This window comes from Amycolatopsis sp. NPDC051045, assembly GCF_040682955.1.
Taxonomy (GTDB): domain Bacteria; phylum Actinomycetota; class Actinomycetes; order Mycobacteriales; family Pseudonocardiaceae; genus Amycolatopsis.
Genome location: NZ_JBFBCC010000017.1, coordinates 141,279 through 154,552 on the forward strand (window position 1 = coordinate 141,279; position 13,274 = coordinate 154,552).

Genomic DNA, 13,274 nt, shown 5'->3' on the forward strand with positions numbered 1-13,274 from the left:
TCAGATCGGCAGGTTGCCGTGTTTGCGGGCGGGTCCGGGCTTGCGCTTGTCCTGCAGCATCGCCAGCCCGCGCGCGATCGCGGCCCGGGTTTCGGCCGGGTCGATGATGTCGTCGACCAGGCCGCGCTCGGCGGCGTACTGCGGGTTGAGGTACTCCTCGGTGTACTCCGCGACGAGCCGGGCGCGCAGCGCCGCCGGGTCCGCCGCGGCCGCGAGGTCCCGGCGGTACAGCACGTTCACCGCGCCCTCGGCCCCCATCACCGCGATCTCGTTCGTCGGCCAGGCCAGCGACAGATCGCACCCGATGGACCGCGAGTCCATCACGATGTACGCGCCGCCGTAAGCCTTGCGCAGGATCACCTGGATCCGCGGCACGGTGGCTTCGCAGTAGGCGTGCAGCAGCTGGGCGCCCTGGCGGATGATCCCGCCGCGCTCCTGCTCGACGCCGGGCAGGAAGCCGGGGACGTCGACCAGGCTGACCAGGGGGATGCCGAAGGCGTCGCAGAACCGCACGAACCGCGCGGCCTTCTGCGACGCCGGCCCGTCGAGCACCCCCGCGAACACCACGGGCTGGTTGCCGACGAGCCCGACGACCCGGCCGTCGACGCGCGCGAGCGCGCACAGCACGTTGCGGGCCCAGCCCGCGTGCAGCTCGAAGAACTCTTCGTCGTCGGCGATCTCCGCGAACACGTCGCGCATGTCGTACGGCTGGTTCGGCTCCGACGGGACGATCTCCGCCAGTTTCGGCCGGTAGTCCTCCGCCGCCCCGGTCGACGCGGTCACCGGCGGCTGCTCCAGGTAGTTCGACGGCAGCAGGGAAATCAGGTGGCGGACGTCGGCGAGGCACTCCTGCTCGTCGTCGTGCACGACGGTGGCGACGCCGGAATGCGACCCGTGCACGTCGGCCCCGCCGAGTTCCTCGTGGCTGACGCGCCGGCCGGTCACGGCCTCGACGACGTCGGGGCCGGTCAGGTACATCCGCGCGGTGTCGCGGACCATGAAGGTGAAGTCCGCCAACGCCGGCGAGTAGGCGGCGCCGCCGGCGCACGGCCCGAGGATCACGCTGATCTGCGGCACCACACCGGAAGCGTCGACCTGACGGCGGAAGATGCCGCCGTAGCCGTCGAGCGCGAGCACGCCTTCCTGGATCCGCGCGCCCCCGCTGTCGTTCAGCGCGATCACCGGGGCGCCGTTCGCCACCGCGAGGTCCAGCACCTTCTGGATCTTCGCCGCGTGCGCCTCCCCCAGTGACCCGCCGAAGAGCGTGAAGTCCTGGGCGTAAACGAATACGCGACGGCCGTCGATCGTGCCGGAGCCGGTGACGACGCCGTCGGTGTGCGGCCGGTTCGCGGCCAGCCCCGGCCCGGTGGCCTGGTGACGGCGGTACGGCTCGAGCTCCAGGAACGAGTCCTCGTCCAGCAGGAGCGCGAGCCGTTCACGGGCGGTCAGCTTGCCCAGCGAATGCTGGCGCCGCACCGCGTCGAGCTTCCCGTCGACGATGTGCCCGCGCAGCTCGCGCCGCCGCTGCCGCAGCAACGGCATGCCGGGCGGCGGCGCGGGCACCGAGTCGGCGGTCGTGGCGAGCGCGATCACCTGGGCGTCGCCGGGTTCCGCGCTCCGGCCGAGCCGGCGGCGCCCGGCGCGGAGTTCGGCCGGGACGGGCACCACGTCCGTCTCGTCCGCGCGCTGGGCGCCGCTGTCGGAGGGACCGCTCACGCGGCATCCCTCATCCGCTCTTCCCGGTCACGTTCGATCTCGGCGACGATGTCCGACCACACGATGCCCCGGCCGAGCCGCGGCATCGGGTGGGTGATCACCTCGGCCGGCGCCTCGGGAACGAGCCGCACCGGTGCCGCGCCGGACTCCGGGCGCCCTGCCTCACTGGCGGTCACGGGTAGACCTCCTCCATCAACGCGGTCCCGGCTCGTCCGGGACCGGCATCCTTGGTGCGTGACGTCCTCACGCCGCGCGGGCCCGGGCGTCGACGTTGTGGTAGCCGCCGCCGTAGAAGACGAGCGCGTGCTCGCCGGTGCCCGAGTTGGCCGCGAGCACGCGGCCGAGGAAGATCGAGTGGTCACCGCCCTGGACGACCTGCGCCACTTCGCACTCGAGCCAGGCCAGCGCGCCGGTGAGCAGTGGCGCGCCGGTGTTCGCGCCGAGGGTGCAGGCCACCGAGTCGAACTGGGCCATCCCGTCCGGCCGCCGCCAGTCGGCGAAGTACTTCGACAGGCCCTGCTGGTCGGACGCGAGGATGTTCACCGCGAACGAGCCCGCGGCGACGATCGAAGCGTGCATCCGGGCCGCCTTCGACACGCAGCAGAGCACGAGCGGCGGGTCCAGCGACACCGACGTGAACGCGTTCGCCGTCATGGCGTGGGCGCCCTCGCCGCCGACGGTGAGGACCGTGACACCCGTCGCGAAGCGCGCCATCACCTGCCGCAGCGCCGGTTGCGGCGACAGGTCCCGCCGGCCTGGTGACTTCGGCAGCCGCTTCAGCGGCCGCCGTTCGACGGAGTTCCCTCCTGCCTGGGCCACTTCACACTCCCTTGCCGTTGAGCGCCGAAGCCACCGTGTACGGCTTCAGCGCCTCCAGCAGCGCCTCGGGCACCCGGGACGGCACGGTCGCGTTGTTCGGCCCGCGCATGCACGCGATCCGCTGCCGCCCGCGCGCCACCAGCCGCTCGCCGTCCGGGTGCAGGTGCACGTAGTCGAACGTGAACTGCAGCTGCGTCTGGGTCAGCTGCTCCAGGCGCATCCGGATGGACAGCTCGTCGAACCCGGTGATCTCGGCGAAGTACTCGCACTCCACCCGCAGCGTGTAGAGCTTGAGGTCGCCGCGGATGTCCTCCAGGACCGCCGGTGCCTTCTCCAGGAGGAACATCTCGCGGCAGCGCCCCTGCCACCGGACGTAGTTGACGTAGTAGACGTTGCCCACCATGTTGGTCTCTTCGAAGCCGACCGTGTGGCGGAGCTCGTAGTAGTCGGTCATCTCAGTTCCCCTCTGCCTGGAGCACGGCGAAGACCACGGGGTCCGGCCGGTCGTTGACCGTCGTGGACCAGGTCGCGATCAGGGCCTCGCCGCAGGCGAGCAGGGCCCACCCGTCGGGCTCGACCCGGCGGACGGTGAGCGCCTGGGTCATCAGGCCGGTCTTGCGCACGCATTCCAGTGCGCTCCACACCCGGGTGTTGGCCACCGCGAGCGGCTCGCCGGTGTCCGCGGCCAGGAGCCGGCCGACGGCGACGAGTTCTTCGCCCAGCAGCCCGGCCCAGTCCTCGTCGGTCCGCTCGATCGCGCTCTCGATGTCGCACGTGAGCTGCCCCGTTCCGGTGACGGCCAGGGTCAGCTGTGCCGTGTGGGACGCGCTCACCTCGACCCCGTCCGCCTCCGGCTTGCCGTCGGGGCGGTAGCGGATCTCGAGCTGCCGGTCGAGGCTCCGGCTCGCGGCCAGCGCCGTCTGGGCCCGCCGCTCGACGATGCCTTCGGCCGGGCTGCCCACCGGGTCCGGCTCGACGACCACGGACCGGGTCCCGCCGAGCAGGCGCTCACACGCCCGCTCCACGTGGGAGCCGAGCATCGACGGGACCCAGGGGCCCGCGCCGTCGCGCTTGCGCACCGCGCGCAGCATCAGCCCTTCCCAGCGTTCGACCAGGGTGCCGTCCGGGTTGCGGACGTCGAGGTCGTAGACGTAGCTGTCGTCGTCCTGGAACCGTTCGCGGGCGTCGAGCAGGACGTACTCGTCGTGCTGCGCGCCCGGCTCGGCCAGGTACAGCTTCTCGATGCTCTGCGGCAGCAGGGTCGCGTCGGGGATGCAGCACTGGATCGCGTGCATCATCGCGTCGCGGGTCCCCGGGTCGGCGAGCAGCTGCTCCTGCGGCAGGAACGGCGCGAACCAGGAGACGTTCGCGGTCGTCGCGATCTCGGCGACGGCGTGCCGGGCACTGGCCCGGCGGTAGCCGACGACGCGCTGGAACCGCTTGCCCTGGAACAGGACCGTGCCGTAGAGCTCGCTGATCGGCTCCACCGGGACCGGCGGCAGCGGGACGTCCCGGCGCACGGCTTCCCCGAGCTCCGCCGGGCGGGCGAAGTTCAGCCGGGCGCGGAAGTGGTCGGCGCTGAAGCCGGTCTCGTCACTGCGGAGGACGACGTCCACGGTGTCGGCGTCCCGGGCCAGCGTGGCCAGCCGGATCGTCGTCGACCGGCCGGGCGAGACGATGATCGGCCGGAGGAACTCGACGTTCTCGAGCACCGGGGTACCGCCGCGGCCGAGCGTGGCCGTCGCGGCCTGGGTCATCGCCTCCATGCCGAGCACGGCCGGGAAGAGCAGCTGGCCGTCGAGCAGGTGGTCGACCAGGTACGGGTCGCTGCCCGCGGACAGCTCGGCCTCGGTGATCAGCTCGACGCCGGGGTAGTGCACGACCGCCCGGTCGATGAACCGGGTCAGCGGCAGCTCGCGCCGCTGGATCGGCAGCGTGGGCAGGCCGTTCATCCGGCCGCAGATCACCAGCACCGGCGGGGTGGCCGGGTCGGAGAGCAGCCGCCGCAGGATGGCGATGCCGTCGTCGAGCGGGATCGGCGTGATGCCGTCGCGCTGCAGGGCGGTGACCACGCCGAGCTTCTCGCCCATGCCGGCACCGGACCAGACCGACCACTCCAGCGCGATCGCCCGCGCCTGCGGGTACTCGCGGCCGAAGCGCAGGGTCGCCTCGGTCAGCCAGTCGTTCGCCGTGGAGTAGTGCGCCTCACCGCGCAGGCCGGCGCGGCCGATGATGCTGCCGAAGGTGACCAGCAGCTTGATGCGGTTCTTGTCGACCGCGTCGAGCACGGCGTTCAGGCCGCCGATCTTCGGCGCGAGCGTCTTGCGGAAGGTGTCTTCGGTCAGGCTGAACAAGGCGGCCGGCTCGTTGCGGCCCGCGCCGTGCATCACCGCGGTGACCGGGCCGAGGTCGGCCTGCATCCGGGCGACGGCCTCGGCGACCTGCGCGGCGTTGGTGACGTCGGCTCGCTCGTAGCGGTACCGGACGCCGGCCGCTTCCATGCGGTCGAGGTTCTCCGCCAGTTCGGCGTCCTGCTCCGGGTCGCTGCGGCCGAGGAGGGCGAGCTTCGCCCCGGAGTCCTTCGCCAGCGCCAGCGCGCTTTCCGCGGTGATGCCCTTGCCACCGCCGGTGACCAGCAGGACGTCGGTGCGGTCGAGGGTTTCCGGGATGGGCCCGGCCGGCGCGGCCGGCAGCCCGACCAGGCGCGGCACCGTGCGGCCGCCCTCGCTGTCGTAGCGGGCTTCGGTGAAGTCCGTGGTCGCGGCGACCTCGGCGACCACCGCGGCCACCGCCGCCTCGATCGCCGCGGGCTCCGCCGGGGTCGGGTCGGCCAGGTCGACGATCGTGGTCTTCGCCGACGGGTCCTCCAGCCGCAGCGTCTTCGCCAGGCCGGAAGCGCCGTACCCGTGGTGCACGACGACGAACCGCGTGCCGTTGGGCGCGGCCAGCAGGGTCCGGGCCGCGTCGAGGAACAGCCCGACGTGGCTCGAGTCGCAGTCGGCGGGCAGGCACAGCAGCACGCCGTCGCCGGCCCCGCTGCGGGCCAGCGCCGTCCGCAGCGGCTCGGCGAGCGGGTTCCTCGGCGTGGCGAACACCTGCCACTCCGCCGAACCGGTGCCCGAGGTGAGGTCCGCGGCCGGGCGTGCCGCGGGCAGGTACTCGACCGCGAACGGGCGGACCCACGGCCCGATCCCGGGCGCCTCGCCCTTGCCGGCGGCGTCGTCCGGCTTCGCGGTCTGCGCCAGCTCGTCGATCATCTCGGCGAGCTCGCCGAGGCAGACCGTGGCGAAGTTCGGCATGCCCTCCAGCGCCGGCCGGCCCAGTGCGCGGGTGACGTCGTTGACCAGCTGCCCCACGGTGATCGACGACAGGTGCAGGTCGTCGAGCGGGTGGGTGTCGGCGGTGACGGACTCCAGCGGCAGCTCGACGCGCTCGGCGGCGAGCCTGCGGAGCAGGTCGAGGGTGCTGCCGCTGTCCGCGGTGGCGTCGGCCTCGGCCTCGGTGGCCTGGGAACGCTCCGCGGCCAGCTCGGCGGCGAGGTCGGCGTCGATCGCCGGCGCGGCCTCGCACGGGCTGGCCAGGAACCGGAACACCCCGTCGGCGGGCAGTTCCCGGACCACCCGGCCGGCGAACAGCCGTTCCGGCGTGACCGGTGCGCCCAGCGCGAACGCCGCGCCCAGCACCCGCAGCACCCCGGCGAGGGAACCGTTGTCCGTGTCCAGGGCGAGCACCGGTGTGCCCGGCGCGATCTCCTCGAACAGCCCGGTGAGCACCCGGCCGGGGCCGACCTCGATCACCAGGTCGCTGCGCTCGGCGACCTTCGCGGCCGCTTCGCGGAACCGGACCGGCAGCACGATCTGGTCGCGCAGCAGCTCCGACAGGTTCTCCGCGGCGTGCAGGACGTCGCCGGTCACCGTGGAGACGACCGGACGCTCGAGCCGCGCGAAGGAGAACTCGGAGAGCCGCTCGATCATCGCGGTCGCCGCGGGCTCGACCTCCGGGGAGTGGAAGGCGTGCGACACCTTGATCCGGCCGGCGCCGACCCCCTGGGCCTTCGCCCGGTCGATCACCCGGTCGACCGCGGCGGCCGGCCCGGAGATCACCGTCTGCTGGGGTGCGTTGTAGCCGGCGATGACGACGTCCGAACCCAGCCCGAGTTCTTCCGTCCGGCCGGGCGAGGCCGCGACGCTGGCCATCGCGCCGGTGCCCGGGCCGACCTCGGTCGCCATCACCTTGCCGCGGATCTTCGCCAGCTTCAGCACGTCCCGCTCGCCGACCGCGCCCGCCCAGTGCAGGGCGGTCAGTTCGCCGAGGCTGTGCCCGGTGGCGGTGTTCGCTTCGATGCCGAACGCGCGCAGCACGCGCAGCCCGGCCAGCGATCCGGTGACGATCCGCGGCTGCGCCACCTCGGTGGCGACCTGGTCGCCGGTCACCGGCAGCCCCGCCGCGTCGTGGATCTCGGCGGCCACGGCGAACCGGCGGCGCAGCGCGCTGTCCCCGCCGCGCCCCGACCCCTGGCCGGGGAACAGGAACCCGATCTTCGGCGCGGACGGGCGCGAGCTCGCGAAGATGCCGTCGGCGGCGTCGAAGACCGAGGCGCCCTCCTCGAGCAGTTCGAGCAGCCTGGTCAGCTTCCGCTCGGCCTGTTCGGGGTTCGCCGCGACGACCGCGGCCCGGACCGGCTTGCCCGACAGCTCCCCGGCCAGCCCGCCGGCCAGGTCGGTCAGCTCGGCGAAGGACAGCTTGGGCACCAGTTCGAGCAGCGCGGCGATCCGGCCGCGCAGGGTGGCGACGTCGTCGGCGTCGAGCAGCAGGAGTTCGGCGTCCTGGCGGCCGGCGACGAGGGTGCGCGAGCGGTCGTCGAGGTCGGCGCGGCGCGCCGCGTTCGGCGCCTCGGCCACCGTGACGTGCGAGTTGATCCCGCCGAAGCCCATCGCGGACACGCCGGCGCGCACCGGCTGGTCCGACGGCCACAGCGTCGCGTCGCGCGGCACGTACATCCGGGCGGAGTCGCCGGTCAGCGACTCGTGCGGGACGAAGTGCCCGGTGGCGGGCGGAATGACCTGGTGGTACACCGACAGCGTGGCCTTGATCAGCCCGGCGACGCCGGCCGCGGCCTTGGTGTGCCCGATGTTGCCCTTGATCGTGGACAGCGCGGCCGGCTTGGCCAGCGGGTCGGCCTCCCGGCGCGCGGTGGAGAGCGCCTCGATCTCCGTGGCGTCCCCGAGCGCGGTGCCGGTGCCGTGGCCCTCGAAGTAGGAGACGGTCTCGACCCCGTAGCCGGCGCGGGTGTAGGCGCGCTTCAGGGCGAGCTGGTGGCCGGCGGCTTCCGGCCGCGTGATGCCGCCCTTGCCGTCGGACGAGATGCCCCAGCCGGCGACGGTGGCGTAGATCCGCTTGCCCTGCTCGATCGCGTCGGCTTCGCGCATCAGGACGAGCATGCCCGAGCCTTCACCCGGCCAGAAGCCGTTCGAGTCGGCGTCGTAGACCTTCATCTCGCGCTTGGCGAGCGCACCGGTCTTGGCGAAGCCGATCACCTCGAACGGGTCGATCGAGAGGTCGACACCACCGGCGATGGCGACGTCGAGGTCGCCCTGCGCCAGCGCGTTCGCGGCGCTGACCACGGACAGCAGCGAGGACGAGCACGCGCCGTCCACGGTGTAGCCGCCACCGGCGAAGTCGAAGTAGTTGCAGACCCGCCCGGCGATGGTGTTCGCGAGGCCGCCGGCGAGGGTGTCCTCGTTGATCTCCGGGAACGGCTCCTTGTACTGGACCTCCAGCTCACGCAGGAAGTCCGCGGTCTCGTCGTCGGCCCAGCCGCGCTCGGCCAGCGCCGCGGCGACCGTGCGCCGGACGTAGGGCCAGCGCAGCCGCAGCACGTTGGCGCGGGAGAACTCGCCGGTGAGGCTGTTGCCGATGACCACGCCGGTGGCCGTCTTCGGTGCCCCGTCACCCTCGGGGAACCCGGCGTCGGCGAGCGCCTGCTGGGCGACTTCGAGGGCGAGCCAGTGCGTCGTGTCGGTGGCGCGGAAGGTGCTGCCCGCGACCTTGTGGGCGACGCGGTCGAACTCGTAGTCGCGCAGCACCGCCGCGTTCTGCGCGTAGAACCGGTCCGGCGCCTTCGGGTCGGGCGAGTAGTAGTCCGCCCGGTTCATCCGCTCGTCGGGCAGCCGGCGGAAGGCCCGGCGACCGGCCAGCACGTTCTCCCAGAGCTCCTCCGGGGAACTTGCGTCCGGGTACCGGAGGCCGATACCCACGATCGAAATCCGCTCACCGCTCATGCCAACGCACTCCCACTGGCTCTTGTGCCCCAGTAACCGATCCGGTTCCAGCATGGCTCCACTTGCCGGTCACGTCTTCTTTCTCCATGCCTGCGGCCACTTTCTCCGCACGCAGCGACAACCTTGATTCCACAGTGGACAGACGCCGCTCAGTCGGCGAACTGCCCCGGCGCCCGGCCTTCGCCGGCCGGGCCGCGATAGGCCTGCGCGATGTCGAGCCACCCGTCGGCCAGCGCACCCTCGGCCCGCAGGTCGAGGTCGTCGCGGTGCCGGCGCCGGGTGACCAGCAGGCAGAAGTCTTCGGCGCTGCCGGTGACCCGCTCCGGCGAGTCCTCCGGCCCGAACGTCCACCGCGCCCCCGACGGACCGGTGATCTCGAACCGGAACTCGACGTCCGGCGGCGTGAGGTTCCGCGCCTGGTAGCCGAAGTCGCGGACGCGGACGGCGAACCCGACGAGGTGGCGCAACCGGTCGGTGCGGGTGGGCCGGACGCCGAGCGCGTCGGCGATGTCCTGGCCGTGCCCGAACAGCTCCATCATCCCGGCGCAGGCGAGGACGTAGGGCGGCAGCGGGTTCACCAGCCACGGCACGAGCTGGTCGCCCGGCACCGCGGCGAGCGCCTTGATGGCGGTGTCCCGCTCGGCCCGCCACCGGTTCAGCAGCACCTCGGCCGGGTCGTGCTCGAACTCCTTCAGCGCCGCGTTGACGGCAGCGTCGAGCCCGCCGGTCAGCGACTTCGTCATCGCGACGAAGGTTTCCGGCTGGGCTGCGGCCAGCCCGGCGATGCGGAGGATGAACGTGAGGTGGGCGATCTGCTCCCGGATCCGCCAGCCCGGCGCGGGGGTCGGGGTCTCCCACTCCGCTTCGGCGAGGCGCGCCACGAGCTCGTCGACCACGTCGGCCTCGGCGGTCAAGTCGGCGATCACGCCCGTCGTGTCAGTCACCTTGCCGTCCTTTCGAACATCGGATAAGTCCTGGGGTGCGCCCGCGATGGCCGCGGGGCGGGGGTACCGCCACCGCGGCCATCGCGGGACGGCGGATCGGGTGCGCCGGAGCGACGGCCAAACCCGGACTCGGGGTCGGTTGTCCCGGGGCTGCGAAGTTCCGGCGCCCGATCTGCCTTCCGATCGTCACGTGCCGCGGCGATCGGAGCCTTCTCTTGCCTGGCAATGGCGCCAGGCCGGTCGTCCAGGTGCTCAGTTGCCGGCCACCAGGTCCAGTTTGGACACCGCGCGGCGGCCGGTGATGGATCCGTCGGGGGCCGGGGCGCCGTACTTGACGTCGACGCCGCGGTCCTGCAGCGCCCGGACGATGCCGGGCACGGCCCGCTCGGCCAGCGCGGCGATCGTCATGGCCGGGTTCACCGTCAGCGCCCCGGGCACCGACGCGCTGTCGGTCACGAAGATGCCCTCGTGGTCGCGCAGCTCGTGGCTGGGGTGCAGGGCGGACGTCGCCGGATCGTCACCGATGCGGCAGGACGCCAGCGGGTGCACGGTGTACGCGCCGACGACGTCGTTGGTCCACGGCGCGACCTTCGCCAGGCCGTCCTTCTCGATGATCGCCTTGCAGTCCGCGTCCGCCAGTGCCCACCCGCGCAGGGTGTTCGCCGTCGGCTCGTAGCGCAACGGCCCGCGGCCCAGCATCTGCTGCGAGATGCGGTACGCGTTGCCGGTGGGCGGCGGGGTCCCGAAGACGCCCTCGTTGTCGTCCTCGGTCATCAGGAAGATCGTCAGCCAGTTGGACCACTGCTTGAGGATTTCCTTCTTCTCCGCGCCGAACCACCGGGGCTCCTCGCCGCCGGGGGCCTGGGCGAGGATCGTGCCGAGGCCGGGCGGGAAGTACAGCTGCTCCAGCGAGTACCGCTCGTACTCGGGCAGCGAGCCGTCGAGCTTGTCCCAGTTCGCCACCGTCGGGCCCTTGCCGATGTGGTTGGCCGCGTAGACGGCACCGTCCTCACGGGACAGCCCGAGCACCTCGCGCACGCGGTCCTCGTCGATGATCGCGGTGTTCAGCCGCTCGCCGTTGCCGGAGAAGTACCGGCCGACGCCGTGCGGCATCGTGCCCAGCGCCGCCTCGGAGCGCTGCAGGATCACCGGCGTCGCGCCGGCCCCCGCGGCGATGATGACGATCTTCGCCTCGATCACACCGGAGCCGGTGTGGATCCGGTAGTCCTCTTCGTCGATCAGGTCGAAGTGGACGCGGTAGCCGCCGTCCTCCGTCCGCTCCAGCCGCTCCACCTCGTGCAGCGGCCGGATCTGCGCGCCGTGCGCCAGCGCGGCCGGGAGGTAGTTCGTCAGCATCGACCGCTTCGCGTCGAACCGGCAGCCCGCCATCTGGAAGTTGCAGTTGGTGCACCGGTCGTTGTCCACCGCCACCGGGGCCGGGTTCGCCGTGCGGCCCGAGTGGTTGCAGGCCGCGGCCCACAGCCCGCCCGCGTACGAGACGTCCGTCCAGTCCTGCTTGGACACCGGGATCGACTCGTCCACCCGGTCGTACCACGGCTCGAGTGAGTCCCGGCTGATCTCCGCCGGCCACATGCGGCGGCCGATGCTGCCGTGGCGGTCGAAGACGAACTTCGGCGCCCGCGGCATCGCGGCGAAGTACACGACGCTGCCGCCCCCGACGCAGTTGCCGCCGAGCACGCTCATCCCTTCACCGGCGACGAAGTCGAACACCCGCGTGTACGACGAACCCAGCAGGTAGTCGTGGTCGAAGTCCTCCGCGGCCAGCCACGGCCCGCGTTCGAGCACGACCACCTTCGCACCACCCGCCGCGAGGTGGTACGCCGGGATCGAACCGCCGAAGCCGCTCCCGACGATGACGACGTCGGTCTTCTCGATCGCGCTCATGCGGGGCTCCCCGAAGGTGTGGTGTCGGGATGGAGATCGGCCAGCTTGCGGCCGTAGGAGAACTTCGGGAACCGCCACAGCCCGTCGGCGTCCGGGGGCCGGTAGCCGAGTGCGAGCAGACCGGGGTGCCCGGCCGCCAGCGCCTCCGCGGTGTGCCGGTGGGGGGCGGTGTCGTAGGCCATGTTGCAGAACAGGGCCAGGCTCACCCACCCCTCCTTCTCCGGGTGCCCCGGCTTGGTCAGCCGGGTCACCAGCGCCCGGCGGTGCTCGTACGGCAACGCGACGAACGGCGGGACGTCGGTGTCGATCTCCAGCTCGACCTCACCGGCGTACGACTTCGCGTGGTCGTTGAGCGACTGCACCAGGTACGGCAAGCCGGCGGTGATGCCGGTGGCGTCGTAGTTGAGCAGATCCAGCGCGCCCGCCTCCACCGCACCGGGCCCCGGTGCGGCACCCGCCACCGCGCGGTCCTCGGGGAACCGCTTCTCCCCCGGCACGATCGTGTCGGCGTACGCCTCCAGGGTCAGCACCTGGACCTCTTCTTCGCTTGCCACCGGCCTACCTCCTCACCAGACTGTCCAAAGCAGAGCGCCGTCGGCGCTCTCCGCACTCACGCCGCGAGGGGCTTTTCGTCGCCGGCCGGTGCGGGCGGCGCCGCGGCGAGTTTCACCGTCTGCGCGGCCTGCTCGGCCTCGAACTTGATCCGCGCCTTGTTCGAGAAGTGCAGGCCCCACAGGTACATCCCGCGGATCAGGCACACCGAAGCGGTGGCGAAGAACAGCCCGTAGGCGATGTGCGCGGCGGTGAAGAACCCGTACATCATCGCGATCCCGGCCCCGAAGGCGAACTGCGAAACCGGCTTCGACGGCGACGTGCCCGGGTCGGTCACCATGTAGTTCGTGTAGAGCACGAACGCGATCCCCGTGCCCATCGCCAGCGCGCCGGGGATGGCCGTGTCGAAGAGCACGCCGCGCAGGACCGCCTGGACGACGAAGAACGACAGCCAGCCCGCGATCAGCCACATCCGGCCGGTCAGCAGCGAGTTGAGCACCGTGCCCGAGATCAGGATGACCGCCACGATCAGCCAGCCGACCCAGGTGTCGACCTTCTCCGAGAAGTGGTACGGCGGCGTCATGTTGACCCACGGGAACACCAGCAGCATCACGGTGATGCCGAAGTTCGACGGGTTCATGTAGTGCCGCAGCCGGCCGTACACCGGCGCCTGCAGCACCCACTTGGCGCCGACCGCGACGACGACCCCGAAGATCATCGCCCAGACGTGGTCGTTGACGTAGGTCAGCATGTTCAGCGCCAGGCCGCTGATGTGCGCGGGGAACAGGAACTCCACCAGGCCCCGGAACCCGTTGCCGCGGAAGCGGACCTCCCGCTTGGTGACCTTGGCGTTGATGATCTCCAGCAGGATCTCCGTGGTGTACGCGGTGCCCACAGCGATGAAGGGGTACAGCCACGGCTGCTCGAAGCCGAGCACGGTGTAGCCGAGGATGTTGAAGATCGTGATCGAGATGGCGAAGCGGCGCAGGGCCGTGATGACCTTGTTGGTCCGCTTCGGCGGTGCAGTGTCCAATTTGGTCGTTATGGGCGTCGCCAT

General features: G+C 72.0%; 9 protein-coding genes. All 9 read right to left on the reverse strand.

Annotated elements, in window-relative coordinates; translation table 11 throughout:
• Complete coding sequence (locus tag AB0M80_RS33105; protein ID WP_364572804.1) at positions 1-1,716, reverse strand: acyl-CoA carboxylase subunit beta; 1,716 nt, start codon at positions 1,714-1,716, stop codon at positions 1-3.
• The gene (locus tag AB0M80_RS33110) at positions 1,713-1,892 is read right to left on the reverse strand and encodes a DUF6222 family protein (protein ID WP_364572806.1); all 180 of its coding nucleotides are present in this window, start codon (positions 1,890-1,892) and stop codon (positions 1,713-1,715) included. Before AB0M80_RS33110 ends, AB0M80_RS33105 begins: the two co-directional genes overlap by 4 nt.
• A 67-nt stretch (positions 1,893-1,959) precedes the next feature.
• Complete coding sequence (locus AB0M80_RS33115) at positions 1,960-2,535, reverse strand: flavin reductase family protein (RefSeq protein ID WP_364572807.1); 576 nt, start codon at positions 2,533-2,535, stop codon at positions 1,960-1,962.
• 1 nt (position 2,536) lies between these two features.
• A complete protein-coding gene (locus tag AB0M80_RS33120) occupies positions 2,537-2,989 on the reverse strand; it encodes an acyl-CoA thioesterase (protein WP_364572809.1) in 453 nt (150 codons plus the stop codon).
• Between the two features lies 1 nt (position 2,990).
• Entirely contained in the window at positions 2,991-8,816 is a 5,826-nt protein-coding gene (locus AB0M80_RS33125) for a type I polyketide synthase (RefSeq protein WP_364572811.1), read from the reverse strand.
• A 149-nt stretch (positions 8,817-8,965) separates the two neighbouring features.
• Positions 8,966-9,760: a TIGR03084 family metal-binding protein gene (locus AB0M80_RS33130; RefSeq protein WP_364572813.1), complete on the reverse strand. Its 795-nt coding sequence runs from the start codon at positions 9,758-9,760 to the stop codon at positions 8,966-8,968.
• Positions 9,761-10,012: 252 nt separating this feature from the next.
• Positions 10,013-11,665: a GMC family oxidoreductase gene (locus AB0M80_RS33135; RefSeq protein ID WP_364572815.1), complete on the reverse strand. Its 1,653-nt coding sequence runs from the start codon at positions 11,663-11,665 to the stop codon at positions 10,013-10,015.
• Complete coding sequence (locus tag AB0M80_RS33140; protein ID WP_364572817.1) at positions 11,662-12,219, reverse strand: DUF5987 family protein; 558 nt, start codon at positions 12,217-12,219, stop codon at positions 11,662-11,664. The genes AB0M80_RS33135 and AB0M80_RS33140 overlap by 4 nt, the downstream gene beginning before the upstream one ends.
• A 56-nt stretch (positions 12,220-12,275) precedes the next feature.
• Positions 12,276-13,274 (reverse strand): enediyne biosynthesis protein, encoded by a 999-nt coding sequence (locus AB0M80_RS33145; RefSeq protein WP_364572819.1) that lies wholly within the window; start codon positions 13,272-13,274, stop codon positions 12,276-12,278.